Consider the following 26,336-nt stretch of genomic DNA (forward strand, 5'->3'; position numbering starts at 1 on the left):
GCTTTGGGGCGACTTCCGGTCTCCACAATGCGGAGCGGGACATGGCTCGACTACTGTCGGTGAATGTCGGACTACCGCGTGACATCGAGTGGAAAGGCCGCACGGTGCGCACCGGGATTTGGAAAAATCCGGTACGTGACCGCTGCCGGGTCGGCCGATTGAACCTGGATGGGGACGGTCAGGGCGACCTGGCTGGCCACGGGGGTGAGCAGCGAGCCGTCTTCGTCTATCAAATCGAATCGTACCGCTACTGGCAGGAGCGGCTGAAGCGGACCGACTTCGTCAATGGACAATTCGGTGAGAACTTCACGGCCGAAGGACTGTCCGACGATGCCGTCTGCATCGGCGATCGTTATCAAATCGGTAGCGCCCTGTTCGAGGTCACCCAACCGCGCGTGACCTGCTATCGTGTCGGCATTCGGATGAACGAGCCGCGCATGCCGGCATTGCTGACATCCAGCGGGCGGCCGGGGTTCTACTTCCGCGTCCTGCAGGAGGGCGAGGTGGGCGCCGGCGACGAAATCGTCAGGGTGGGACAGGCGAAGGAGCCAATGACCGTTGCGGAGATCAACGCGCTTCTCTATTCGCCCAATCATGCGCACGATCGATTGGAGCGCGCCTTGCGGATCGAGGCGCTGTCGCCCGGATGGCGCGCGTCGTTTGAGGCGTTATTGCCGAACGAAGGAACTGCCGCGGGCAATGGCAATGCAGGGCTCGCGCCAACGGCACCCGCGCATCCGGCGCCACCAGGATTTCAGCCGCTCAGGGTAACTGCGATCGATCAGGAATCCGTCGACGTTTTGTCGCTGTCGCTGCGGCATCGAGACGATCAACCGCTGCCACCGGCTCTGCCGGGGCAGTACGTCGTGTTGCGTCTTGGACGCGCCGGCGGCGGCCCACCACTCTTTCGCAGCTATTCGCTCTCGGGTCCTCCATCGCCAGAGCGCTATCGGATCAGCGTGAAGGTCGAGCCGGATGGGACGGCTGGGACCTACCTGCGAGACCATGTTCGGGTGGGCGACGTACTCGAGGTCAGCTCGCCGCGCGGAAGCTTCATTCTGCAATCCGGGGAGCGGCCTGTCGTGTTGCTCAGCGCGGGAATTGGAGCAACGCCTGTTCTTGCGATGCTGTACGCGCTGGCGGCGGCCCGCTCGACGCGGCACGTGTTGTGGCTGCACGCGGCTCGCGATCGGCAGCATCACCCCTTTGCTGCGGAAGTTCGCCGTCTCATGGGCATGATCGCCCACGCCCGCGGTTATGTTTGCTATAGCAAGCCGGCCTCGGGCGACAAGATCGGCGAGGATTTCGACGCAATTGGTCACCTGTCGCGATCGGCTTTCGACGAGGCCGGCATTCCGCGAGACGTGGATGTCTATCTCTGCGGGCCGCCTCGCTTCATGGCAGACATGAAAGAGGCCCTGGCCGCTCTGGAGGTGAGCTCGGAGCGGATTCATGTCGAAATCTTCAACGGAAGCGAGTCGATGACTCCCGGCGTCGTCGGCTCGGCGGTGCGAGCTCCACATCTGCCCAAAGACGACGCCGAGACCGGCCCGCTGGTATCGTTCGCGCGAAGTGGTGTCGCCGCGCATTGGAAGCCCTCGGACTATCAGAGCATTCTGGAGCTGGCCGAGGCGTGCGATGTCCCAGTCCGGTGGTCGTGCCGGACCGGAGTTTGTCACAATTGTGAGAGCGGTTTGGTTTCGGGCGAGATCGTCTATGGACCTCGGCCCCTCGAGAAGCCCGCTGATGGCAACCTTCTCGTTTGCTGCTCCCAACCAATTCGGGACGTCGTCATCGACTTGTGATCCTGGCCGGCTTCGATTTCCGACCCGGATGGCGACGGCTGGGTGTTACAGGAACGAGGCGACCGCATCGTGTGACGTGCTGTGAAAGCATTGAGAACGAAAGGAGTTCCCATGCGCGCAGTTGCTTACCAGAAAGTGGATGTCGGCGGCATCGGAGTATTCTACCGCGAAGCCGGGCCGAAGGATGCGCCAACGCTTCTCCTGTTGCACGGCTTTCCGACCGCCGGCCACATGTTTCGCGATCTCATCCCGCGACTTGCGGACCAGTTTCGTCTCGTCGCTCCCGACCTGCCGGGATGCAATCCGACATGCCGGCGCGCAGCGCCTTCACCTACACGTTCGAGAATATCGCGAGCGTCATCGATCGCTTCGCCGAGGTGATCGGTCTCCATCGCTTTGCCATTTATGTCTTCGACTATGGTGCACCCGTTGGCTTTCGCCTGGCCGTTCGGCATCCGGATCGCGTCACTGCAATCATCTCCCAGAACGGTAATGCGTACGAGGAGGGGCTGAGCGAAGGCTGGAATCCCATTCGAACCTATTGGCAAGAGCCCTCTCAATCCAACCGAGACGTGCTCCGTAGCTTCCTCGCGCCAGAGACGACGCGCTGGCAGTACACGCAGGGCGTGCCCGACGTCACGGCGGTTTCTCCTGACGGCTATTCGCTCGACAATTTCTACTTGGCTCGCCCCGGTGCTGACGAGATTCAGTTGGACCTGTTGGGCGACTACAAAAGTAACGTCGCGCTATACCCGGCATTCCAAGAATACTTTCGAGCCCACCAGCCACGTTTGCTGGCGGTCTGGGGAAAGAACGATCCGTTTTTCCTGCCGCGCGGTGCCGAGGCGTTCAGGCGCGATATTCCCGGTGCCGTGGTCCATTTCTTCGAAACGGGCCACTTCGCGCTTGAGACGCATGCACACGAGATCGCGGCAGAGATCCGCGACTTCCTGTCATCCTAAATCTGCAACGATATCGTTCCAAGCTGGTATCGAAGCGTGCAGGAGAGGTGATGCGCTGCGGCGTCGTTACCGGATGACGCGCTGGTGATCGCCATGTCTGGCGCTGATGCGACGAGATAGCCGCATCAGGCGGTCGGGCAGAACGGCCGGAGCCGCGATGTCTGCTTGGCTTCTTGGACTTCTACTGAACTCAAGACGGCTCTGGTCTCAGATAGCCCACCAGGCAGCAGATGCAGATTCCAAGGCCGACCAGCGGGTACCTCAACGCCACGACGGCAGCCGCTCCGAACAGGCATAATGTTGTCAGCGATCGCACGCGCATGATCCTGCGTACCTTAGGTGAGATCTTCTCGTGTGGCGTCCGATCGATGAGCTCCCAGATCAGCGCAACGTAGGTCGCGTTCACCAGAAAGAAGACAGCCGCGTAGAAAGCCACTGGCTGCGGTGCCAGCTCGCTCACTGCCATCCAGGCAGTGGAGAGCGGAAGCAGCGACATCGAAAACAAGTGCGCGAAATTGAACCATAACAGGCTCGGCGTAGCCTCGCTGGCGTAGCGCATCAGGTAGTGGTGATTGGTCCAGACGATCGCGATGAAGACGTAACTCACCGCATAGCTCAACCACGTCGGCCATAGACCCAACAACGCCTCGAAAGTGGGGCGCTCGGGTGGTCTCAACTCCAAGACCAGCACCGTAATGAGCACGGCGAACACGCCGTCGGAGAACGAGCTCAGTCGCTCCGGTGTCGCTCTGGATAGCACGGCCGGGCCTCCTGTCGCGAAGCTAGCCAAGGTTTGCAGAGCGAGCGATTTGCGTCAATCGGCTGGCGGGCAGGCGCAAGGCACAAGACGTCCATCTAGACGGTCCGTGACCTCATAAGCGACTGCGGCAAGGAGGCCAAGAATAATACGATACAGACGCAGAGCAGGACGATATCCTTGAACAGAAACTCGCCGGTCAAATTCCAGGCCATCGGATCGGTCGACAGGCTCCATTTGACGACGCCCGGCGTCGTGAAGAAGAACGACCATGTGATCGCAAAGGTGACTACACCCATCAGCGAACCGGCGGCTGACAAGAGCGGGCTGAATGCGCCGACCGCAACCAACGCTGCAATGGCAAATTCGACAACGCCGAGCAAATACGCTTCGCCCCGAAGTCCGAAGAGCGACAACCACGAAATGAACGGACTGTTGCTGATGAACTGAGCGATACCTTGAGCCGATTGCAACGTGAATTTCTGCATTCCGAACGACACAAAGACGACAACCATGACCCAGCGGAGAATAGCCAGCAGGCGATAAGACCCGCCTCCCTGTTCAGCGACGTTGAACGATGCTTTCATGTGGGTCACTTCTTTCGTTCCCGATAGAGATTGATTTCGGCTGGCGCGCGGAGATGCGTTTGTTACAGCCTCTACGCAGGGACGACGCCGTCGTTACGTTCGGATCCTCGGCTCACAATAACGTGTGTGCCAGGCGAAAAATCCTGGCGGATCGGTGAAGCTGCAAGCTCCGTTCGTCGATCGAACGTCGAGGCCCGCATCCGCCGTCATTGTAAGCCAACGGGAGGCGCGCATACGCGCCCGGCGACAGGCTCCGCGAAGCAATTCATCCCTCCGCGTCCGCGGACCGATGCATTGCTTCGTCGCTTCGTCGCAAAATTGCTTTGCAATTTTATCGCGAGCTCATCGCAATGACGGCGTGAGACATCGAGCGAGAACCATCGCCCCGTGGTCCCGGCCTAGTGGGCAATTGCGCACGGGGCCGGGACCATTACCCCAGATGCTTATTGCTGCGCGAGGCTGGAGCGACGTTCCCGTTTACAATCCGGCGCGGTGGTCATGGGTCCCGCCTGGGCCAGGACGACGGACGGCGAGTGCCAGCCACGACGTCTGCCACAGAGATTACCCCTTCGCTTGCGCGGGATGGCATTGCGCGTAATGCGTTACCTCATCACAGCCATTGCTCCGCGCAGCATGGTTGCGAAATTCGCGATTGCCGGCCGCCCGGTCTTCAGGCAATGACGGCCGGCAATGGACAAGAGCTACGAGGAAACGGCCGCTCGTCTCGCGCCGGCGATCTTTGTGGTGCTGTGGAGCACCGGCTTCATCGGCACCAAATACGCCCTCAGCGGCGCCGAACCGCTGACCTATCTGGCGATCCGCATGGCGTTCGTGGTGATCGTGATGGCGGTGATCGCCGCGATCGCGCGGCCGAAATGGTTGGACCGCGCCGAGATCTTCCACAGCGCGGTGACCGGCATTCTGGTGCACGGCTTCTATCTTGGCGGCACCGCGGTTGCGATCGCGCATTCGGTGCCGGCCGGGCTCTCGGCACTGATTCCGGGCCTGCAACCGATCCTGACCTCGACCATCGCCAACCGCTGGTTAGGGGAGCGGGTCACGCCGCTGCAATGGGGCGGACTTCTGCTCGGTCTGGCCGGCGTGGTGTTGATCCTGCACAATCGGCCGATGACGGGTGATGCGGGTTGGGGCTGGTTTGCCTCGGGCGTCTCGCTGATCAGCATCACGCTCGGCACGCTCTACCAGCGGCGCTACTGCAATCGGATCGACTGGCGTGCCGGCAACCTCGTACAGTTCATCGCGGTCACCATCTTTTTCGGGATCGGGGCCTTTCTGTTCGAGACCAATGTCGTGCACTGGACCACCGAGTTCGTGCTGGCAGTCGCCTGGCTGGTGGTCGCGTTGTCGATCGGATCGATCGGGCTGTTGTACTGGCTGATCCGCCACCATGGTGCGACCTCGGTCGCGAGCCTGTTTTATCTGGTGCCGGCCGTGACTGCGCTGATGGCCTATGTGCTGTTCAACGAGCGGCTCGATCCTGTCGCGCTATCAGGCATGGCCGCCTGCGCCGCGGCGGTGCTATTGGTCAACCGGCGCGCGAAAGCCGGTTGAGGGCGTCATTCCGGGGCGATGCGCGGCATCGAACCTGGAATCTCGAGATTCCGGGTCTGGTGATTGTGCACCATCCCGGAACGACCTTCGCGACTGCGCGCGGCGCGCGCAGTCGCACGCGGTCACTTCGGCTGCGGCACGATCCGGATATAGGGCTTCGGTGCCTTCCAGCCCTGCGGATAGATCGTCTTGGCCTCGTCGTCGCTGACCGAGCCGGAGATGATGACGTCCTCGCCCTGCTTCCAGTCAGCGGGGGTGGCAACGCGGTGCTTGGCAGTCATCTGCAGCGAGTCGATCGAGCGCAGGATCTCCTGGAAGTTCCGGCCGGTGGTCATCGGATAGACCATCACCAGCTTGATCTTCTTGTCCGGCCCGATCACGAACACGTTGCGGACGGTCTGGTTGTCGGCCGGCGTACGGGTGAGGGGATCGCCAGAGGTCGAAGCCGGCAGCATGTCGTAGAGCTTCGACACATTGAAATCGGTGTCGCCGATCATCGGATAGTTCGGGGCGGCGCCCTGGGTCTCCTTGATGTCCTCGGCCCATTTGGCGTGACGATCGACCGGGTCGACCGACAGGCCCATCAGCTTGACGCCGCGCTTGTCGAACTCCGGCTTCAGCTTGGCGAGCGCACCGAGTTCGGTGGTGCAGACGGGCGTGAAGTCCTTGGGATGGGAGAACAGCAGTACCCAGCTATTGCCGATCCAGTCGTGGAACTTGATCTTGCCTTCGGTGGTCTGAGCTTCGAAGTCGGGGGCGACAGAGCCGATCTGAAGTGCCATGATTTTACCTCATGCCTTTGAAGTTGCTGTTGAATTCATGTTCGGGATGTCCTGGCCAGTATAGGGGCTGGCAGGACTTAAGTGAACGGATTAATGAAAAAGGTGAGATTCTTCCTATCAGGCGGGAACTTCTAGCACGTTCTTTTGATCCGCGGGGCCTGCGGCGAAATATCAACTGCGACAGTAAAGCCTGGAAATGCCCCGATAATGCCGTTTATCGCCGCCACCACGCCGGCCCCGATTGCTATACGACCGAACCATGACAGGCTTCACAGCGACCAAATAGCAACCATCTAAGAATCTCGGAACGCCGGTTCCGAATCATTAACCACTCCTTTACGCCGGCGTGGAAATGCTGGCCTGAGATAGGAATTGAAAGCCCCCACAATGTCTGCCCCAAGTACCAAGACCGCTGAGCCTCTCAGCGGTGCGTTGCATCCGTCGTGCCGCAACACCGCCGCCCATGCGCTCACCATCGTGCGTGACGGCGTGATCACCGGCGAAGGCCCGACCACCAAGGGCCGTATCCACTTCTCCCGTTCGCTCGATGCCGATGACGCTGCCTGGTGCGCGCGCATCCTGACGGCGGCCGCCGTCGAGCATCAGCCGGTCAGCCGGGCCGAGATCGAGGCGCTGTTCGAGATCAACGAGGCCGCCGCCGAGCGCAGCGACGACGGCCGTTTCGACGACCTGCTGGCCAAGGCGATCGCCCACCATGCCGCCTCGGAGTCCGGCCTGCCGGTGCCGCCGCGCACGGTGGCGCTCTCGCCCGACACCAAGATCGAGGGCTGGGCGCCGGCGCAGGCGACCAAGATCGACACCAAGGTGCTGGAGTGGATCGCGACCCAGATGCGCGGCAAGCGTCGCGCCGGTCGCGCGCTTGCGGCGATGGTCGCGACGCTGGTCGGAGCTGCCGCGCTGCCGCTCGCGGCGCAACTGCCCAACGTGTTCGATATCGGGATGATGTAAGTCATCATCCCGATGGCGATGGTCGAGTGTGCGGCGGGGATTACTTCCCCGCCGTTTTCTGTTTGCCGTCCTCGACCTCGAGGCCGAGCGTCCGCCCCGGGAATCCCGCGACGTCGAAATAGCGGGTCGCGAGCACGCGCTGGAATTTCAGCACAGTGCGCAGGCCGTTGGCGGCCGGCTTCGAGGCGATCGTGCCGGCGGCCATCTTCGGCACGCTGCCGTTCGGCAGCGCCTCCGACATCACCCGGCCGATCAGGTCGCCCTTGTTCGGGGTGCGCAGATCGAGCAGCCTGGCGGCGGTCATGCCGACATCGGCATTGCTGACCGGAAGCGCATCTATATAGCCCGCCTTGAAGTCGGGACCGATTGCCGCGGTGAAGTTGAAGGTATCGCCGCGGCTGAAGCTGCCGTGCATGCCCTGGCCTTGGCGCAGCACGGTGTCGGCGACCTGCACCGAGCAGTTGGTCGGGACCTCGCAGCCGCTCGACCAAGAGCGGAAGTTGACCACGATCGACGGGTTCGGCGTTGCCGCCTTGCCCTTCAGATTGAGCGCCGACATCGGCAGCGTGCCCGGAAAGCGGCCGAGTTGGTCATCAACAAAGAGACCGCTGACATAGTCCTGTTCCAGCAGTGCCTTGACGACGCGGTCGGCGAGCTTCCTGTCCCGGTTCGGAAGATAGATCAGGTCCGAGCCGCCATTGGTCGCAATCACGACGTCGGGCTTGGTCGGGTCGTTGCCGAGCACGCCGTTGCCGGCCTTGGGATGGGCTGTGTCGGCGACCTTCGCGTTCTTGTCGTTGGGGTCGTAGAGCGGCAGGTCCAGCGCCTTGGCGAGATCGATGGCGAGGAAGCCCATCGGCAGGAAATCCTTCGGCGTGTCGGCGTAGGAGAGCTTGGCAGAGGGGCTGGTCTTGCTCTCCTTCGAGATCGTCGAGAAGCCGTGGTCGGAGGAGACGATGATGTTGGTGGTGGCGGCAAGGCCGAGCTCGTCGAGCGCCTTGCGGAGCTGCGCCAGATTGTTGTCGGCGTTCTTGATACCGGCCATCGAGGTTGGCCCATTGATGCCGGGGGTGATGGCGTTGAGGCTGTCGCCGGTGTTGTGTTGGCTGCCATCCGGATCGCGCGACCAGAACACCAGCACGAAAGGCTTGTTGCGGGCCTTGAACATCGGCAGCACCACCTTGGTCGCGACGTCGGCCATGTAGGCCTGCTGCGCCACGTTGGCGACCGTGGTGCCGGGCGTCTTGGCGTCGCCGGCCTTGGCGTTGTCGCCGCGGCTGGGCGTGGCGAGCGGCAGGCCGGCCTTGGTCAGGGCCTCCTTCATCTCGTCGGAGAGCGGCACGCCGTTCTTGCCGCCGGTGGAGTCGTCGACCACAATGGTGTTCTTGCCGCGATCGGTGTGGTCGAACAGCAGAGTGGGACCGACCTTGCCGATCGCCGCCGTGCTGAAACCATGGCCGCGGGCAAGCTTCAGCAGCGTCTCCTCGTTAAGATAGTCGCCGTGGAAGTGATCGTCGATGTCGGCGAGCACTGCATCGTTCTCGATGAAGGGGACCACGGTGTCGCCGGCCGGCGCCGAGGCGTAGCCGGTAAAGATCGTGTTGGAAAAGGTGCCGGTGTCCCCGAGATAGTGGCCGGTCGAGAGCGCCGAGCTGTTCGCCATGGTGAAGGTCGGAAACAGGGAATGCGAGTTCTTGAAGTTGACGCCCTTGTCGCGGATCGCGGCCATCGCCGGCGCGGTCTGCGGCGTCACGATGCCGCCGCGCAGGCCGTCCGGAACGAACAGGATGAGGTTATGCGGCTTCGCGTTCTGCGCCGGGGCGGCGCCCGCTGACAAAGCGATCATGCTGGCGGACAACAATGTGATGGCACGGCGCATTTCTCGTTCCCCCGTAAAGAGCAGGCAGCGACTGATCGCTGCTGCCCTCGTTTAATTTTGCGGCATGACAGAATTGTTACAGTGTGTTCGCCGCGGGCCAATGGCGCCAGTTTGGCCCGCGACGCGCTGCTCAACAAGCTGTCATTCCGCGGGTTGGGTGGCCGTCCTCTCCTCGCGTGCACCATTGCCGGCATGACCGTACCGCGCATAGAGCGCGGGCAGCACGGCGAGCGTCAGCAGGGTTGCGCTGATCAGGCCGCCGATCACGACGGTGGCGAGCGGCTTTTGCACCTCCGCGCCCGTGCCGGTGGCAAAGGCCATCGGCACGAAACCGAGCGAGGCTACCAGCGCCGTCATCACGACGGGGCGGAAGCGGGTGAGGGCGCCTTGCTCGATCGCCGACAGCATCGGCATGCCGCGCTCACGCAACTGCCTGACGAAGCTCAGCATCACGAGCCCGTTCAACACCGCAACGCCGGACAGCGCGATGAAACCGACCGCCGCCGAGATCGAGAACGGCATGCCGCGGAGCCACAACGCAGCGATGCCGCCGGTCAGCGCAAGTGGCACGGCGCTGAACACCAGCAGCGCATCGCGCGCCGATCCCATCGCCGCCAGCAGCAACAGGAAGATCATCGCAAAGCAGGCCGGCACAACGACAGCGAGGCGCTGGCGCGCACCGGTCAGGTTTTCGGACTGGCCGCCCCAGGTCATCCAATAGCCCGGCGGCAGCTTCACCGATCGCGCGACCTTGGCCTGCGCCTCCTCGACCACCGAGCCGAGGTCGCGACCGCGGACGTTGGCCGTCACCACGATGCGGCGCTTGCCGTTCTCGCGGCTGATCTGGTTCGGTCCCTCGGTGAAGGAAAAGCGTGCGACACGGTTGAGCGGCAGGCTCTGCACCGGCGCGTTCGGCGTCGCCTGCGGCAGCGCGACCGGCAGGTTGCTCAACGCCTCGAGATCGGAGCGCACGCGTTCCGGCAGCCGCACCACGATATCGAAGCTGCGATCGCCCTCGTACACGACGCCGGCATCCTGGCCGCCGACCGCAGCGCCGATCACGTCCTGCACAGCGGAGGCGCTCAGCCCGCGCCGGGCGATCGCCGCCTTGTCAACCTTGATCTCGAGCACAGGCAGACCGCTCGCCTGCTCGACCTTCACGTCGGTTGCACCGGGCACGGTGCGTAGCGCCGCCGCAACCTCGTTGGCGGCCTTCCGCATTGGTTCGAACTCGTCGCCGAACACCTTGACTGCGATGTCGCCGCGAACGCCGGCCAGCAGTTCGTTGAAGCGCATCTGGATCGGCTGGGTGAATTCGTAGACGTTGCCCGGCAATCGGCCGACCGCGGCCGAGATCTCCTCGATCAGCCGTTCCTTCGTCATTGACGCATCCGGCCACTGATCGCGCGGCTTCAGGATGATGAAGGTGTCTGATGCATTCGGCGGCATCGGATCGCTCGCCACTTCCGCAGTGCCGGTCTTGGAGAACACGTATGCCACCTGCGGAAAGCGGCTGACGGCCTTCTCGACGGACAACTGCATCGTTTGCGACTGCGACAGCGCCGTACTTGGAATCCGCAGCGCGTGCATGGCGATGTTCTTCTCGTCGAGGGAGGGGATGAACTCCTGGCCAAGGCGCGAGAACCCGAACAAGGCGGCTGCGAACAGGACGACGGCAACCGCAATGACCGGCACGGGGGTGGCGACCGCGCGCCGCAGCAGCGGGCGGTACCAGCGCTTCAACGCCGCCACGAGGCGGTTTTCCTTCTCCTGCACGCGGCCGGTGATGGTGATCGCGATCAACGCCGGAACCAGCGTCAGCGACAGCACGAAAGCCGCGGCGAGTGCGAGGATGACCGTCAGCGCCATTGGCTCGAACATCTTGCCTTCGACGCCGGTGAAGGTGAGCAGCGGCACATAGACCAGCAGGATGATGGCCTGGCCGTAGAGGCTCGGCTGCACCATCTCGACAGCGGAGGCGCGCACGGTCGTCAGACGCTCGTCGCGCGTCAGCGCTCGACCGAGAGCCTGCTGCTGCTCGGCGAGGTGACGCAGGCTGTTCTCGGTGATGATCACGGCGCCGTCGACAATCAGACCGAAATCGAGCGCACCGAGGCTCATCAGGTTGGCGCTGATACGGCCCTGCCACATGCCGATGGCGGTCATCAGCATGGCGATCGGGATCACCAGTGCGGTGATCAGGGCTGCGCGGAAATTGCCGAGCAGCAGGAACAGCACCGCGATCACCAGCAACGCGCCTTCGGTGAGGTTGCGGGCCACGGTGCCGATGGTCGCATCGACAAGCTGGGTGCGATCGAGCACCGTCTTGACCTCGACGCCCGCGGGCAGGGACGAGGCGATGGAACGCAGTCGTGCGTCGACCGCGGCTGACACCGTGCGGCTGTTGGCCCCGATCAGCATCAGCGCCGTGCCGACCACGACCTCGCGGCCGTTCTCGCTGGCGCTGCCGGTGCGAGTCTCGCCGCCGATCGACACGCTGGCAATATCGCGGATTCGAACCGGAACGCCGCCGCGGGTGGTGACAACGACCGCGCCCAGTTCATCCATATTCTCGAGGCGCCCGCCCGAGCGCACCACAAAGCCTTCACCGTTGCGCTCGATATAGCGCGCACCGCGGCTGACATTGTTGCCTTCGATCGCCTTGGCGACGTCTGCAAAGGTGAGGCCGAGCGCGATCAGCTTCGCCGCATCGGGATGGACCTGGTACTGCTTGAGGTAGCCCCCGATCGAATCGACGCCCGCGACACCCGGCACCATCTTGATCTGCGGCTTGATGATCCAGTCCTGCACCGTACGCAAATATGCGTCCTTCTCGACTTCGCTTTGCAGCACCTGGCCATCGGCGGTGAGGAAGCGGCCATCGCTTTGCTGGCCCGGCGTTCCGTCGCTCTTCACCGGCTGCCCGGAGAACTGGACGGTCCACATGTAGATTTCGCCGAGGCCGGTCGAGGTCGGGCCGATGCGCGGCTCGATGCCCTGAGGCAGCCGCGCACGGACCTCGGTCAGGCGCTCGCCAATCTGCTGGCGCGCGAAATAGATGTCGGTCGCTTCACTGAACACGGCGGTGATCTGCGAGAAGCCGTTGCGCGACAGCGAGCGCGTGCTCTCCAGTCCCGGCGCACCGGCAAGCGCGGTCTCGATCGGGAAGGTGATCTGCTTCTCGATTTCCGCCGGTGACAAGGCAGGTGCCGTGGTGTTGATCTGGACCTGCTTGTTGGTGATGTCGGGCACTGCGTCGATCGGCAGCTTCGTCAATGCGACGACGCCGATCAGCATCAGGATGGCAGCGAGCGTGACGACGACCCAGCGGCGCTGGATCGCAAGGGCGATGATGCGCTCAATCATGGCCGTGCTCCGCTTCGTCCTTCTCGAGCTCGGCCTTGAGCGTGAAAGTATTCTCCACCGCGATGGTCTCGCCGGCGGCAAGACCGGCCACGATCTCGACATCGTCATCGTCCTCGCGGCCGGTACGTACCGACCTCGCCTCAAAGCCGTCGGCCTCGCGCACGAAGACGGTCGGCGTGCCCTTGATGGTCTGGATCGACTTCTTGGACACGATTACGCTCGACGGCGCTCCGGCGATCGGCACTTCCGCGGTCACGAAGGTGCCGGGCTTCCAGCGATGGTCCCGGTTAGGCATGGTCGCGATGACGCGCCCGTTGCGGGTCTCGCGGTCGAGCAGGGGGCTGACGAAGATGACGTCCGCGCTGGCCTCGTCGTCGGTGCCGATCGCGCGGATCTTGACCTTGACCCCTTCGCGCACGGCGCCGATGTCCTCGGGAGACACCGCGAGGTCGACCCAGACGTCGTCGAGGTTGACGATCACGAAGAGCTCGCTCTCCTGGCCCTCGCGTCCGATCAACCCGCCGAGATCGACGCGCCGTTCGGACACCCGGCCGCCGATCGGCGCGCGCAGGAACTGCGTTCGCAGGCTTTCCTGAGGCTGGTTGGGTAGGTCAGCGATTTCGCTTTCCGACAGGCCAAGCGCAAACAATTTCTGCCGCGCGCCGTCGAGCTTGATCTGGGCGTCGTTCGCGGTCAGGCGCGTGCGCAGGAATTCGTTCTCCGACACGGTGCGGCTCTCGACCAGCGTTCGTTGCCTCGCATAGAGGGTCTGCTGCAGATCGTTGGTCAGTCTTGCCGCAAGATATTCGCTCTTGGCATCGGCCACCTCACGGCTCTCGATCGCCGCGACGATCTCGCCCTTTTCGACGTTGTCGCCGATGCGCTTGCGCAGTTCCGTGACCGTCGCCAATACGCGTACAGAGACGCGGCCGATGTGATCGGCGTCCGGGATCAGTGATCCCGGCGCGAGGAAATGACGCTTCAGCGTGCCGCCTTTCACAGGGGCGAATGTGACCCCGGCTTCGCGGAGCTGATCTTCGCTCAGCTCGATGTGTCCCGAGGCCTCATGCTTGTGGTCGGCCTTCGGCGGGCTCTCGCCTGTGATCTCCTGCCGCGCAGCCGGAAGCGCGACCGGCCAGCCGATCCACCCGGCCGCCGCGACCACCAGGCCGATGCCGGCGGCGACACCGGCCAAAAACAATACGATTCGTTTCATCTACGCCTCTCCGCAGCGCACGCCGATGGCTGTGCGCTGTTGCAACATCGATATGTGCGGAAACATGCCCGCTGCCCGTCGGCAGCGAGATGCGGGCGGTCATGCCGACCGGATCAGGCGCGGGGTGGTTTGAACGGAGAGAGACGATCGGCCGACGCCGGCAACTGCAAGCTGGCGTCGGCATAAGTATGCGCAGCATACTCGATGGGGAACGCGGTCTCCTGCGGGGCCATGGGGGCCACGTGCGTCAGGCAGTGATCGCCGTGCAGCGACGCCGGATGCGCCGGTGCCTTGCCGCCGGTGTCGTTGATAGACTGCGCGATTGAGATACCGGATCCCGCATCGTCGTCGCCATCGGACGTCCAGCCATGAAAAAAGGACAACACCAGCGCGAGCGAAATCAGCCCCGCGAGCAGGCTACGCCAACGGCGCGATCCGGCTACGCGAGATGAAGACTGAATCGTGGTGGGCGAAGCGTCCATGGGCCCTAGTTAGCCTCGCGACTGCATGTATTCAAGTTCAAGCTGACGCCGGGATCGCAGCGGATACTGTAACGTCTCGCGCAGTCTGGCTGAGATGTGCGAACCATGACCGCGAGGCGGACGGTCACGATGAGCCGTGATGCCCGGCGCCTGGCACCGACAGTTCCAGCGAGAGGACATGTGCGCCGGGAGGGACTCGCTGAGCGAGTGCGGAGCGACCACGCGGCGGCCACCGTAAGCAAAGGCTTAAGAGCTGCGACATAATATCGCTGGAATCGCGGCCTCCGCGCTAACCGCCGGTTTACCATGCGGCTTCTGCCACTCAAGGATCCCGAGCGGTCCTGGCGTCACATCCGGGCACAATGGAAGAAGGACGCTGAAGGCGTCGGCGAGGATTTTGCCAGCTTCGGCGGCATCACCGTGTTCGATGCCCTGACATCCAAGGAAGCCGACTGCCAGGGTCTGTATTATCTCGCAGACAGCCAGCGTGTTCACGCGCTGTGCCAGGTCAGGCGCCTGTTGATGAGCAAATATCCGACGCCGGCCCTGAGCGTGCGGTTCGTGAACGTCTCTCCGATCTACGATCTCGGTGTTGCGGATATCAGCGGCTACGCGCAGGTCCTTGTGACACTGTTTTCCGGCGTCGTCTGGCTGTCGCGCGATGCGCTGACGGCGAGCCACATCAGGTTCTTTCTGAAGAGCCCTGGCGACTCGCAATTCTTCGCGGCGCTCAAGGCTGCGACGCCGCTGTCGCCGTTCTCGAAATTCACCATCGAGGGAGCACTGATCGAGTGCAGCCTGAAGGAGGTCGGCGCGGTGCCCCTGACTGAGCAGCGAGTGTCCTGATGGTAGCCTCGAGCGGTGCACCTTGCGCGCAGGGACCGGCTTGCTGAACAGAGGCCCTGCATCTGGGTGACGTCCGCATGCTGCTGCAGACCGTCGACCGTGTCGAGAATGCGGCGTAACGGCCGCGTAACGGCCGTATTTGTAGGGTTCGTTCTGCCGGCACCGCGTTCCCTCGCGGGTCTCGAAGGGCAGGCAACCAATGAAAACCGCAGTAGCGTCCGCGGCCATGCTGCTGTTTGCCACTTGCATGGCAAAGGCAGAGAGTGGCCTTGCGTCCTATTATGGTGGCATCGGCAAGCACGGTGAGATGACTTGCGCGCATCGCAGCAGGCCATTCGGCAGCATGATCACGGTGTCCTATCGGGGGCGAACGATCCAGTGCCGCGTCAATGATCGTGGTCCGTTCGTGCGAGGACGGATCATCGATGTCTCGACCACGGCAGCGAAGGCGCTCGGCATCCTGCAGCTTGGCGTCGCGCATGTGGTGATCGAGTAGCTGCGCGGGTCACGCGCAGCACAGCGCTGCTGTTGATACTCATGGGTTGGAGACGGTCGATCGTTGCTCGGCGATCGCCTTTCTGAGCGTGCGCGACAGCGCCTCGACCGAATAGGGCTTCTGGATCAGCTCGAAGCCGCTATGGGCGTTCTCGGCGAGCACGTTGCTGTAGCCGCTGGTCAGCACCACGGGCAGGCCGGGAAAGCGGTCGCGGATGATGCCCGCGAGCTCGACCCCGTTCATCCCCGGCATGATCACATCGGAGAACACGAGGTCGGCCGAGAACTCGTTCTCCGACAGGATCGCCAGCGCTGCGGTGGCATTGGCCGCGCGCTTGACCGAATAGCCGAGGTCCTCGAGCAGCTCGGTGGAGAAGCGGCCGACATCGTCATTGTCTTCCACGACCAGGACACGATAGCCGCGGCCGATCGAAGCATGCTCGCTGCCTGTCGCAGCCGCAACCTTGGCATCCGCGGGCCGCATGGCCTGTGGCAGATAGATGGTGAAGGTAGCGCCTTCACCGAGGGTGCTCGTGACCTCGATGTCGCCGTCGGATTGCTTGACGAAGCCGAAGGCCTGGCTCAAGCCAAGACCCGTTCCCTTGCCAACCTCCTTGGTCGTGAAGAACGGCTCGAAGATCGCGTCCAGATTCTCGGGCGAGATGCCGGTGCCGGTATCCTGGATCGAGACTGCGACGAAGTCGCCGCTGCGCGACGCCTGGGCACGTAGGGCAGGGATGGTCTGCACTTTCCTGACGGCGATCGTCAGTTGGCCCTCGCCATTCATCGCGTCGCGGCCGTTGACCGCCAGATTGATCAGCGCGGTCTCGAACTGGCCGATATCGGCGATCGCGTAACAATCGGGATCGTTGATCCTGACCTCGATGTGGATCCGGGCGCCGACTAGCGGGCGGATCAACTGCGTCACGCTGTCGACCTGCGCGCCGACATTGAACACTTCCGGATTGAGCGGCTGCCGGCGCGCAAAGGCCAGCAATTGGGCGGTGAGCTTGGAGGCCCGCTCCACGGTCTCGGAGATCGCATCGATGTAGCGGCGGCGGCGTTCCTCGGGCAACTCGCGGCGGCGCAGGAAATCAGTCGCGGAGCGGATGATCGTGAGGAGGTTGTTGAAGTCATGCGCGACGCCGCCAGTGAGCTGGCCGACGGCTTCCATTTTCTGCGACTGCCGCAGCGCCTCCTCGCCGCGGCGACGCTCGGTGATGTCGACCGCCTCCGGCACGGCACCGATGACGGTGCCGTGCCGGTCATGCAGCGGCCGCATCTCGAAATCGAAATAGCGCTCGCCGATCGGCAGCCGCAGCAGCATTTCGGACTTGACGTCCTGACCGCACATCACCTCGGCGAAGATGCGCTTGATCGCCTCGGACGCGCCCTCGGTGGTGCTGAACCACGGCGTGTCCCAGAGCGGCTTGCCGACAACGTCGGCGGCTTCGGCGCGAATGCCGGCCAGCGCCGTCTTGTTGACATAGAGAACCTCGCCGTCCTGGTTCAGCAGCCCCTGGTATTGATGGCTGGTCTCGAAGATCGCGCGCATCTGCGCTTCGTTGGACTCGAGCTGCGCAGTGCGTTCGGAAATCCGCCGCTCCAGCGACTCGTTGAGTTTGCGCAGCTCGATTTCAGCTTCCTTGGCGGAGGTGATGTCGTGGGCGACACCGATGAAGCCGATATGCTTGCCGTTCGGGTCCCAGCGCGGCTGCGATTCCGAACGCAGCCAACGCCAGTCGCCCGCGGCGTTACGGTAGCGTGCTTCGAGCACGAACGGCTTGAGTGAGAGCTCGCCTGTGATTTGCTCCTGCAGGATGCGGGGCAGGTCATCCGGATGCAGCGCCTTGCGCCAGTCGAAGACGACGGCCTCCTCGAACGGCAGCCCGAGAAAATCAAGATAGGCCTGGTTGGCGAAGGAGCGCGTGCGGTCGAGCTTCGTCACCCAGATCGGGACCGGCGCGCTGTCCGCGATCAGGCGGAAGCGCTCCTCGCTTTCGCGCAAGGTCTCCTGGGCCAGCATCTGATCGGTAACGTCAAGGTCGGCGCCGACCAGGCGCAGCGCGCGGCCGTGGCGGTCGCGTTCGATCTTGGCGACGACGCGGATCCAGCGGCTCTCGCCGTCGTTGGGGCGGATGATGCGATATTCGGCGGTGTAGTCTGCGCCGCCGTCCTTGAGCACGCCGAACAAGTGCTTGGTCGTTCGTTCGCGGTCCTCGGGATGAATGCGCGCGACCCAGTTCTCGTAGGTCTCGTTGGCCTCGTCGGCCGACAGCCCGTGAACCAGCAGATATTCGGGTGAGCGGCGGTTTCTGACGCCGTCGCGGAAATCGATCTCGAGCCCGCCGACCCGCGCGATGCGCTGGATCCTCGCGAGCTCGGCCTCGCGCTCCTGCAACTCGCGATGGGCGCGGTCGCGTTCGCGCGCGATCTGCTCAAGATGCTGCCGCAGCCTTTCCGCGGCCGCGGCCTCGGGGAGCACGTCGGAGGGATCGGGAGGGGTCATTCGTGCCGGCAACCTCTTGCCGCAGTGTCACACAGGACAAGGCGGCTTTGCCAGCGGTGATTTGGCGGGCGGTCACTTTCCCTTGCCGGCGGGACGGCAATTATAGGCCCTGCGGAAGCCCGCCGCTTGTGCATCCTCCTCGGAGCAGAACCAGCGATCAGGGCTGGTTAAGCCGGGGTAACTGCGGCACGTCTGCAAATGATAGATGCCAATATTGCCGGTGACGCGGGCGCGCACCGCGTATTTGCCTTTGATATTGCAGCCGGCAGGCATTGGAGGGTGGCCAGGGAAGAGCGCATCGCGAATTTGTTGGTCGCGCTCGGTCGGGCAGGAGGCCCCAAGCAGGGGGCCGTCCTTCTTGTCGCGACGAAAATCGTGCGGTGCGACGAAGCAGCCGCGCCAGAGCCCGGCACGACCGTCCTTTGCCGCGCCTTCGTCCGGCTGGAAGCGGCCGCTGGCCGACGCCTCGACGTTCAGGGCATATCCCCGGCGGACCAGCAACTGGCTCAGGCTGGTGGTATCGCCCTCGAGCTTGCAGACGCCGAGGCGGCGTTTCTTGGCCGTGGAGTCGGCGCCGATGTCATCGCAGTGAACTGGCTTGTCCCCGATCAGCTTGGTGAGCTGGTCGCGCGCCTCGATCCCGCAGGTCCACACGTCGGCGTGCTCATCGGTGCAGAGCTGGTCGACCGTCGGCGCATCGATCCCGTCGAGCCGATAGACCGTGTTGCCGAGCTGGATGGTGCCGGCATCCTTGACGATCGCGGCGGCGGCGAGGCTGGAATTGGCGGGCAAACAAGTCAGGAGCAACGTCGCGACGAGGGAGAGTCGAAACCGCATTTCTTTCACTTCGGGTATTGGGCGGGGCGACTGACTTCTAGCACAGGCTGGCGTGATCCAACCAAGCGCGTTGAGCGTGAACATGCGGGATCGCGCCCGACCTTATTTGGTGCATCGTTCGAACTTACTGGCCGTGCCCCGGTCTCGATGCCGTCCGCTCTGCGGAAAAATATTCCGGCGAGGAGCGCTCAACCCCAATCGACGGATTGACTTGACGAGAACAAAATAAGAACATTGGTTCATCAACTGATCCGGATCACGTCCATGACCTCCACCAAGCCCCAATCCGAGGACGATGACGGGCTGGAGGCGGCCGTCGATCAGGCCATCGCGGCCTGCGGCGGGGACATGCGCGCGACCATCCGTGCGCTGGTCGTTGCCAATGAATTCCTGGAGAGCGAGATCAGCGAACTGATGAAGGCCGTCTCGCGTGCCTATTCGCGCGGCCGCTTCAGGACCTATTCGGGCTGAATACCGCTCCCGCTATCGCCGCAGGCGGGGCAGGGCCGCGATTAGACCGTTGCCTCCCCGGCGTTTTCCTGTACCACGGACTGGTGACGCCCAATCGCCCGTGCCAGATTGCGCGGGGAGGATCCTGCCAAGTCAAACAATCCAAATCGAACAATCCACGTCGAAGCCCAAGAAGAGCATGTTCAAACGAATTCTGATCGCCAACCGCGGCGAGATCGCCTGCCGGGTCATCAAGACTGCGCGCCGTATGGGGATTGAGACGGTCGCCGTCTTTTCCGAGGCGGACCGCGACGCGCTGCATGTCGAGATGGCAGATGAGGCCGTACTGATCGGTCCGCCGCCCGCGGCCGAGAGTTACCTTTTGATCGACAAGATCGTCGATGCCTGCCGCAAGACCGGTGCCGAGGCTGTGCACCCCGGCTACGGCTTCCTGTCCGAGCGCGAGGCGTTTCCGCGCGCGCTGGAGGCGGCCGGCGTCGTGTTCATCGGCCCGAACCCCGGCGCCATCGCCGCGATGGGCGACAAGATCGAATCCAAGAAAGCTGCCGCCAAGGCCAAGGTCTCCACGGTGCCGGGCCATCTCGGCGTCATCGAGGACGACAGGCACGCGGTGCAGATCGCTGAAGAGATCGGCTACCCCGTCATGATCAAGGCCTCCGCGGGTGGCGGCGGCAAGGGCATGCGCATCGCGCATTCGAAGAAGGAAGTCGCCGAGGGCTTCAACCTGGCGAAAGCGGAAGCCAAATCGTCGTTCGGCGACGACCGCGTTTTCATCGAGAAATTCATCGTCGATCCCAGGCACATCGAAATCCAGGTGCTCGGCGACAAGCATGGCAACGTGATCTATCTCGGCGAGCGCGAATGCTCGATCCAGCGCCGCAACCAGAAAGTCATCGAGGAGGCGCCGTCGCCGCTGCTCGACGAGACCACCCGCCGCAAGATGGGCGAGCAGGCGGTCGCGCTGGCCAAGGCCGTACACTACGATTCCGCGGGCACCGTGGAATTCGTCGCCGGCCAGGACAAGAGCTTCTACTTCCTCGAGATGAACACCCGCCTGCAGGTCGAGCATCCCGTGACTGAACTGGTCACCGGTGTCGACCTCGTCGAGCAGATGATCCGCGTTGCCGCGGGCGAGAAGCTGGCGATCGCGCAGAAGGACGTCACCTTGACCGGCTGGGCGGTGGAATCGCGCGTCTATGCCGAGGATCCGTTCCGCAACTTCCTGCCGTCGATCGGGCGCCTGGTGAAGTACCGTCCGCCCGCGGAAGCAAGCCATGACGGCGTCACGATCCGCAACGACACCGGCGTGCAGGAGGGCGGCGAGATCTCGATCCATTACGATCCGATGATCGCCAAGCTCGTCACCCACGCGCCGTCGCGTGCCGCGGCGATCGAGGCGCAGGCGACCGCGCTCGATGCGTTCTATGTCGACGGCATCAGGCACAACATTCCGTTCCTGTCGGCTTTGATGACCCATCCGCGTTGGCGCGAGGGACGCCTTTCGACCGGCTTCATCGCGGAGGAATTCCCGAAGGGATTTTCGGCACGTCCGCCGGAGGGGGAGATCGCGCGGCGGCTGGCGGCGGTCGGTGCCGCGATCGATCACGTACTGGGCGAACGCAAGCGGCAGATCTCCGGCCAGATGGGCGGTCGCGTGGTGCAGCGGGAGCGTCGCCGCGCGGTCTGGCTGGATCGTGCGGAGATCGCGCTTGACGTCGCGCGCGAAGACGACGCCATTGCGGTGCGCTTCATCGGCGCCGACGGGCTGCCCGGCAATCCACACAATCTGGTGTCGAACTGGGTGCCGGGCGAGCCGGTCTGGCAGGGCACGATCGACGGCAACTTCGTGGCAGTGCAGGTGCGTGCGATCAGCAACGGTTTCCGCCTGGCAAATCAGGGCTACGACGTACCGGTCTATGTCTTCACCGAAACCGAGGCGACGTCGGCCCGGCTGATGCCGGTGATCTCGGCGGCCGACACCGGCAAGAAGCTGCTGTGTCCGATGCCCGGTCTCGTGGTGTCGATCGCGGTGGCCGAGGGCCAGGAGGTCAAGGCCGGCGAGACGCTTGCCGTGGTCGAAGCCATGAAAATGCAGAACGTGCTGCGCGCCGAGCGCGACGGCATGGTGAAGAAAATTCACGCCGCCGCTGGTGCCACATTGGCGGTCGATGCATTGATCCTGGAGTTCGCATAGCGAGAGCAACAGTTCCGTCATTGTGAGCGAAGCGAAGCAATCCATCCTTCCTCGAGAAGAAAGAATGGGTTGCTTCGTCGTTTCAGCGCAAAATTGCTTCGCAATTTTGTCGCGAGCTCCTCGCAATGACGGCAAGTCAAAAAGTCAGGAGACGTCGGATGGCTTTCCGCAAACGCCGCGAAGCACTGCGGTCGATTCTCAATGGGTCGACTTGCATTCGTCCAGGCTCGGTCTACGACGCGACGTCGATCCGGATCGCGGAGGATCTTGGCTTCGAACTCGGCATGTTCGGCGGCTCGGTGGCCTCGCTTGCCGTGCTTGGCGACCCCGACATCGCATTGATCACGCTGACCGAGCTTGCCGAGCAGGTGCGACGGATGTCGCGGGCTTCAACACTGCCATTCCTCGTTGATGCCGATCACGGCTACGGCAACGCGCTCAACGTCCGCCGCACCGTACAGGAGTTGGAGGCTGCCGGCGCCGCGGGCCTCACCATCGAGGACACGCTGCTGCCGCAGGCGTTCGGGCAGACGAAGACGCAGTTGATTTCGCTGGAAGAGGGCGTCGGCAAGATGAAGGCCGCGCTCGATGGCCGCGGCGACCCGTCGCTCGTTGTCCTGGGCCGTACCGGTGCGGTCTCGATCACCAATCTCGATGACGCGATCGCGCGCGCCAGGGCCTATGAGGCGGTTGGCGTCGATGGGCTATTCTTCACCGGCATCAAGTCGCACGGCGAGCTCGAGGCACTCTCGGCTGCGACGAAGCTGCCGATCGTGCTCGGCGGCGCGCCGGAGGAGATGACGGCGTTGGACTATCTTGCGAGCCAACGCGTCAGGATCGCGCTGCAGGGCCACGCACCGTTCGCGGCCGCAACCCACGCCGTCTACGAGACGCTGAAGGCGCTGCGCGAAGGCGCCTCGCCGAAGAACTTGAAGGGCATCGCTTCGTCCGAACTCACTGGCCGCGCGATGCGCGAGGCGGAGACCAAGGCGCGCAGCGCCGAATTCCTGGGGCTGAGGACGTGAGCAGCGCAATTCGCCACGTCACTATTCGCGGCCGTGTGCAGGGCGTCGGCTATCGCGCCTGGCTTGAGGAGCAGGCGGTCTCGCGCGGCCTCGAAGGCTGGGTTCGCAATCGCCGCGACGGCAGCGTCGAGGCGGTGTTTTCCGGCCCCGACGACATCGTGGCCGACATGATCGCGGTCTGCAGCCGCGGACCGATCTCGGCCCGGGTCGGTGCCGTGCAGGCCGAAGCCGGCAATTCCGATCTTCTCAACCTCCGCGGGGCGGGGGAACGGTTCTCGGTCTTGCCGACTGTGTAAGGCACAATCTCCTTGGTGATCGTGGACCGGGCTGAGTTCGAAGGCCCGGCGTGCGGCGTGCTCGAGGTGACCTTGTGAGTCGTGTCACGCCGCGGCGGCGACGCTTCGAAATGTCGCCGCCAATGTCCGCAAGGCGGCCAGCTTCGCGGGGTCGCTGACCTTCGAATATAGCATCACCTTTGATCCGGCGAGACGCGGCAGCTTGTGTGCGGGGCCGACATCGATCAGGCCCGCCGGCGCGATACGCCGGGCGAGCGGTGCGACAGCAAGGCCCGCGAGCGCAGCGGCCGCGACGGCCATGACGCCGCCGCCGATGAAGCTTTCGGTCCAATCGATGCCGGCCTTGTCGAGCGCGCGAACGGCGAGGGCGCGGACGCCGCAGGGCGGTGCCAGTGTCGCTAGCGGCAGCGCATCGCCGCGCGGCCATACGAAACGTTTGGTGGCGAACCAGCCGAACTCGTCATCGGCCAGTTTCTCGCCGCCGCGCCGGCTGCCTTCCTGGCGCACGATCACCGCGTCGAATTCACCCGCATCATAGGCGTCGAGCATGTTGCGCGAGAAGCCGATGGTCACGGCAAGCGCGAGCTGCGAGGCCATGGCATGCAATCGTTCCAGCAGCGGCACCAGCTCGGGGCCTGCGGCGTGGTCGCTGATCCCTAGCGTGAGCTGTTGGCGCGCCGGCGTCTCGCCCGACAGCGCGCGGTCATGTGCCTCGATCAGCGCGCGGGCGTGCGGCAGGAAGGCCGAGCCGTCGGCAGTCAGCCGCACCGCGCGCGGCGAGCGCTCGATCAGACGTTTGCCGAGCACCGCTTCGAGCCGCTGCAATTTCATGCTGACCGCGGCCTGCGTGGTGCCGAGGGCCTCGGCGGCGCGGGTGAAGCCTTGCAGCTCGGCGACGAGAAGGAAGGCCCGCACGGTGTCGATATCGAGGGTCATCATCAATATACGTTATCACTGATAGTAGCATAGATAAGATACCAAGATGATGCGGAAAGGTCTAGCTGGAGGAGGCGCGGTTCACGCGCGCCAAGGAAATTCAAGGAGACCTGTCATGCCCCTCATCACAGTTACCTACGCCACCACTCGCCAGTCGCCGACGCTCAAGTCCGACATTGCTGCCGCGGTGTCGGAGCTCACCGCCAAGATCCTGCACAAGGACCCCAAGGTCACCGCAATCATCGTCAAGGCGGCCGACGCCGCTGATTGGTTCGCCAGCGGCAAGTCGCTCGCCGAGCAGGGGCTCGCGAGCTACTGGCTCGACATCCACGTCACCGAAGGCACCAACACCAAGGACGAGAAGGCGGCCTATCTCGCCGCCCTGTTCAAGCGGATGGGCGAGTTGCTTGGCCCGCTCCACACCGAGAGCTACGCCCACGTCGATGAGGTGAGGGGCGACGCCTACGGCTTCGGCGGCCTGACCCAGGAGCGGCGCTACATCGCCGGCAAGCTCGAGGTCGCGCCGCAGAAGGCGGCCTAGGTCCTACACCGTTGCTTCCGGCAGGCGCGCTTCGGCGTCGCCGAACACCTCGGCAAAAGCCTGCCGGAGCGCGATGTCGACATCGGCCAGGGTCACGGGTAGCCCGAGGTCGACCAGCGAGGTGACGCCATAGCGCGGATCGACTACGCCGCACGGCACGATCGCCTGGAAATGCGAGAGGTCGGGCTCGACGTTGATGGCGATGCCGTGGAAGGAGACCCAGCGGCGCAGTCGGACGCCGATCGCGGCGATCTTGTCCTCGTGTCCCGGCCCTTTGTCCGGACGCCGGACCCAGACGCCGACGCGGTCCTCGCGGCGCTCGCCGCGGACGTTAAAGGCCGCGAGGGTGCGGATGATCCATTCCTCCAGCGAGGCGACATAGGCGCGCACGTCGGGCCGGCGCCGCTTCAGGTCGAGCATCACATAGGCGACCCGCTGGCCGGGGCCGTGATAGGTCACCTGGCCGCCGCGACCGCTCTGGAAGATCCGAAACCGTGGGGCGAGCAGGTCGCCGGCCTTGCCGCTGGTCCCGGAGGTGTAGAGCGGCGGGTGCTCCAGCAGCCACACCAGCTCCGATGCGGTGCGCCCGGCTATGGCAGCCACCCGGGCGTCCATGGCGCTGAGGGAGTCGGGGTAGGGCACCGGGGCGTCCGAAATCCGCCATTCGACCGCGCCGCCACCGGTCGGCAGGGCAAAGGTCGTTAAATCAAGGCTTTGGCGGTCGTTAACCATTGGCTAACCCTAACGTAGCAAGGTGAACCCACAATTTAGTTCCAGTTCGGCGGTTCAGAAGTGGCTACCCTCGATAAAGTCAGCGTCGACCTCATGGTGGTGCTCGGCACGACGACCATGCCCATCCACCAGGTGATGCGGCTCTCCCGCGGCGCCATCATCGAACTGGATGCCACCGAGGCCGACGAGGTCAAGATCCTCGCCAACAACCTTCCAGTGGCCAGCGGCGTCGTTCTGGTCGACCGCAACCGGATTGCGGTCGAGGTCAAGCAGATGCTGCCGAAATCCCCCGATGTTCGGTAATTAATTCATTCACGAACTGCCTTGTCCCTGCATCCGTGATTTGTTACATGGCGCCGTCGATCCGGCGGCGCCCTAGGGGTTCCATCCGGCATCCCAAAGCGCTCGTGGCGGAATTGGTAGACGCGCTGCCTTGAGGTGGCAGTGGGTAACACCGTGGGGGTTCGAGTCCCTCCGAGCGCACCATCACTCCCAGTACAATTTGGCTTACCCGGCCGCTTTCCGGACCGGAATGCGCCGTACCCGGCCGATTGCGCCGGTGGTTTTTGGGGCGGCGAGACAGGTCGATACCCTTTCCGTAACACCGGTCGCGTAGGGTCGCGGACGCATCGCCCTGCATGGCCAGGCTGACTGATTCTCGTGATCGCGCGGGCCGCAAGCCAGCTTCACCCGGAGCGCCTGATGACGTTTCTGAGCTACGCCTACCGAGTCGTCTCCAATTTCGTATTTCTGGGGCTGGTCTATTTCAGTCTAAATTTTCTGGAGAAGTACGAGCAACGCGCCACCGTCGCGATCCTGATGCTGGTCTATGCGGCGATGCATGCGTTCTCGGCCTTGCGCTCCTTCTATTTCTTCCAGCGCATCGAGCGGCTGGAGGGCGAGACGCGGCGGCTGGCTTCGGCGACCGGCGAGGGACCCAATGCGGCGGCGTCACGCAAGCAGATCATCGGCGACGTCACGGTGCTCAGGCATGCCGGCGAGATCAAGGCCTATATCGACCTGTTCTTCCTGGCGCTGGTGATCCTGCTCTGCATCGCCAAGATCGTAACCAACTAA

General features: G+C 63.9%; 23 protein-coding genes, 1 tRNA gene and 1 pseudogene. 14 read left to right on the forward strand and 11 right to left on the reverse strand.

From position 1 onward, the window contains the following. Positions 1-41: 41 nt before the first annotated feature. Positions 42-1,805 carry an MOSC domain-containing protein gene (locus tag P6U25_RS15565; RefSeq protein WP_407152016.1) on the forward strand — a complete coding sequence of 588 codons (1,764 nt, stop codon included), beginning with the start codon at positions 42-44 and terminating at the stop codon, positions 1,803-1,805. Positions 1,806-1,916: 111 nt separating this feature from the next. Continuing rightward, a pseudogene (locus tag P6U25_RS15570) lies at positions 1,917-2,767 on the forward strand (alpha/beta fold hydrolase). A 190-nt stretch (positions 2,768-2,957) separates the two neighbouring features. On the opposite strand, the gene P6U25_RS15575 reads toward P6U25_RS15570, so the two are convergent. Next, entirely contained in the window at positions 2,958-3,527 is a 570-nt protein-coding gene (locus P6U25_RS15575) for a TMEM175 family protein (RefSeq protein WP_407152017.1), read from the reverse strand. A gap of 95 nt (positions 3,528-3,622) precedes the next feature. Next, a complete protein-coding gene (locus tag P6U25_RS15580; protein WP_407152018.1) occupies positions 3,623-4,111 on the reverse strand; it encodes a YkgB family protein in 489 nt (162 codons plus the stop codon). A gap of 690 nt (positions 4,112-4,801) precedes the next feature. Between P6U25_RS15580 and P6U25_RS15585 the strand changes: the two genes are divergently transcribed. Continuing rightward, positions 4,802-5,683: a DMT family transporter gene (locus tag P6U25_RS15585; protein ID WP_407152019.1), complete on the forward strand. Its 882-nt coding sequence runs from the start codon at positions 4,802-4,804 to the stop codon at positions 5,681-5,683. Positions 5,684-5,805: 122 nt separating this feature from the next. On the opposite strand, the gene P6U25_RS15590 is transcribed toward P6U25_RS15585, so the two are convergent. Next, the gene (locus P6U25_RS15590; protein WP_407152020.1) at positions 5,806-6,465 is read right to left on the reverse strand and encodes a peroxiredoxin; all 660 of its coding nucleotides are present in this window, start codon (positions 6,463-6,465) and stop codon (positions 5,806-5,808) included. Between the two features lie 387 nt (positions 6,466-6,852). On the opposite strand from P6U25_RS15590, the gene P6U25_RS15595 reads away from it, so the two are divergent. Continuing rightward, entirely contained in the window at positions 6,853-7,434 is a 582-nt protein-coding gene (locus P6U25_RS15595; protein WP_407152021.1) for a hypothetical protein, read from the forward strand. 40 nt (positions 7,435-7,474) lie between these two features. Here the strand turns inward: P6U25_RS15595 and P6U25_RS15600 are convergent, their stop codons facing one another. The 4 genes from P6U25_RS15600 to P6U25_RS15615 all read right to left on the reverse strand — a co-directional run bounded on the left by P6U25_RS15600 (position 7,475) and on the right by P6U25_RS15615 (position 14,377). Next, the gene (locus P6U25_RS15600; RefSeq protein ID WP_407152022.1) at positions 7,475-9,313 is read right to left on the reverse strand and encodes an alkaline phosphatase family protein; all 1,839 of its coding nucleotides are present in this window, start codon (positions 9,311-9,313) and stop codon (positions 7,475-7,477) included. 141 nt (positions 9,314-9,454) lie between these two features. Further along, positions 9,455-12,679 (reverse strand): efflux RND transporter permease subunit, encoded by a 3,225-nt coding sequence (locus P6U25_RS15605; protein WP_407152023.1) that lies wholly within the window; start codon positions 12,677-12,679, stop codon positions 9,455-9,457. Beyond that, a complete protein-coding gene (locus P6U25_RS15610) occupies positions 12,672-13,895 on the reverse strand; it encodes an efflux RND transporter periplasmic adaptor subunit (protein WP_407152024.1) in 1,224 nt (407 codons plus the stop codon). Before P6U25_RS15610 ends, P6U25_RS15605 begins: the two co-directional genes overlap by 8 nt. A gap of 113 nt (positions 13,896-14,008) precedes the next feature. Then, positions 14,009-14,377: a hypothetical protein gene (locus P6U25_RS15615; RefSeq protein WP_407152025.1), complete on the reverse strand. Its 369-nt coding sequence runs from the start codon at positions 14,375-14,377 to the stop codon at positions 14,009-14,011. Positions 14,378-14,683: 306 nt separating this feature from the next. On the opposite strand from P6U25_RS15615, the gene P6U25_RS15620 reads away from it, so the two are divergent. Both P6U25_RS15620 and P6U25_RS15625 read left to right on the forward strand, forming a co-directional pair. After that, positions 14,684-15,223 (forward strand): hypothetical protein, encoded by a 540-nt coding sequence (locus P6U25_RS15620; RefSeq protein WP_407152026.1) that lies wholly within the window; start codon positions 14,684-14,686, stop codon positions 15,221-15,223. Between the two features lie 199 nt (positions 15,224-15,422). Next, positions 15,423-15,719 (forward strand): septal ring lytic transglycosylase RlpA family protein, encoded by a 297-nt coding sequence (locus P6U25_RS15625; RefSeq protein WP_407152027.1) that lies wholly within the window; start codon positions 15,423-15,425, stop codon positions 15,717-15,719. 39 nt (positions 15,720-15,758) lie between these two features. Here P6U25_RS15625 and P6U25_RS15630 read toward each other — a convergent pair whose 3' ends face one another. After that, positions 15,759-18,227: a PAS domain S-box protein gene (locus tag P6U25_RS15630; RefSeq protein ID WP_407152028.1), complete on the reverse strand. Its 2,469-nt coding sequence runs from the start codon at positions 18,225-18,227 to the stop codon at positions 15,759-15,761. A 72-nt stretch (positions 18,228-18,299) separates the two neighbouring features. Then, positions 18,300-19,064 (reverse strand): thermonuclease family protein, encoded by a 765-nt coding sequence (locus P6U25_RS15635; protein ID WP_407152029.1) that lies wholly within the window; start codon positions 19,062-19,064, stop codon positions 18,300-18,302. 264 nt (positions 19,065-19,328) lie between these two features. Here P6U25_RS15635 and P6U25_RS15640 point away from each other — a divergent pair, with 264 nt between their 5' ends. The 4 genes from P6U25_RS15640 to P6U25_RS15655 all read left to right on the forward strand — a co-directional run bounded on the left by P6U25_RS15640 (position 19,329) and on the right by P6U25_RS15655 (position 23,050). After that, positions 19,329-19,535, forward strand: coding sequence for a hypothetical protein (locus P6U25_RS15640; RefSeq protein WP_407152030.1), 207 nt, complete (start codon positions 19,329-19,331; stop codon positions 19,533-19,535). A 178-nt stretch (positions 19,536-19,713) separates the two neighbouring features. After that, positions 19,714-21,729: an acetyl-CoA carboxylase biotin carboxylase subunit gene (locus P6U25_RS15645; RefSeq protein ID WP_407152031.1), complete on the forward strand. Its 2,016-nt coding sequence runs from the start codon at positions 19,714-19,716 to the stop codon at positions 21,727-21,729. 158 nt (positions 21,730-21,887) lie between these two features. Further along, complete coding sequence (locus P6U25_RS15650; protein WP_407152032.1) at positions 21,888-22,754, forward strand: oxaloacetate decarboxylase; 867 nt, start codon at positions 21,888-21,890, stop codon at positions 22,752-22,754. Then, positions 22,751-23,050 carry an acylphosphatase gene (locus P6U25_RS15655; protein WP_407152033.1) on the forward strand — a complete coding sequence of 100 codons (300 nt, stop codon included), beginning with the start codon at positions 22,751-22,753 and terminating at the stop codon, positions 23,048-23,050. Before P6U25_RS15650 ends, P6U25_RS15655 begins: the two co-directional genes overlap by 4 nt. Positions 23,051-23,134: 84 nt before the next feature. Here the strand turns inward: P6U25_RS15655 and P6U25_RS15660 are convergent, their stop codons facing one another. After that, positions 23,135-23,992: a LysR family transcriptional regulator gene (locus P6U25_RS15660; protein ID WP_407152034.1), complete on the reverse strand. Its 858-nt coding sequence runs from the start codon at positions 23,990-23,992 to the stop codon at positions 23,135-23,137. Between the two features lie 109 nt (positions 23,993-24,101). On the opposite strand from P6U25_RS15660, the gene P6U25_RS15665 reads away from it, so the two are divergent. Beyond that, positions 24,102-24,527, forward strand: a complete 426-nt coding sequence (locus tag P6U25_RS15665; protein WP_407152035.1) for a 4-oxalocrotonate tautomerase family protein — start codon at positions 24,102-24,104, stop codon at positions 24,525-24,527. A gap of 3 nt (positions 24,528-24,530) precedes the next feature. Here P6U25_RS15665 and lipB read toward each other — a convergent pair whose 3' ends face one another. Continuing rightward, positions 24,531-25,259, reverse strand: coding sequence for a lipoyl(octanoyl) transferase LipB (lipB, locus tag P6U25_RS15670; protein WP_407152036.1), 729 nt, complete (start codon positions 25,257-25,259; stop codon positions 24,531-24,533). 60 nt (positions 25,260-25,319) lie between these two features. On the opposite strand from lipB, the gene P6U25_RS15675 reads away from it, so the two are divergent. From P6U25_RS15675 to P6U25_RS15685, 3 genes are all read left to right on the forward strand, one after another. Continuing rightward, positions 25,320-25,562 (forward strand): FliM/FliN family flagellar motor switch protein, encoded by a 243-nt coding sequence (locus P6U25_RS15675; RefSeq protein WP_066505938.1) that lies wholly within the window; start codon positions 25,320-25,322, stop codon positions 25,560-25,562. 98 nt (positions 25,563-25,660) lie between these two features. Then, positions 25,661-25,745: transfer RNA gene (locus P6U25_RS15680), tRNA-Leu, on the forward strand. 216 nt (positions 25,746-25,961) lie between these two features. Beyond that, positions 25,962-26,336, forward strand: coding sequence for a hypothetical protein (locus tag P6U25_RS15685; protein ID WP_407152037.1), 375 nt, complete (start codon positions 25,962-25,964; stop codon positions 26,334-26,336).

The sequence above is a fragment of the Bradyrhizobium sp. ORS 86 genome (assembly GCF_045571475.1).
Lineage (GTDB): Bacteria > Pseudomonadota > Alphaproteobacteria > Rhizobiales > Xanthobacteraceae > Bradyrhizobium.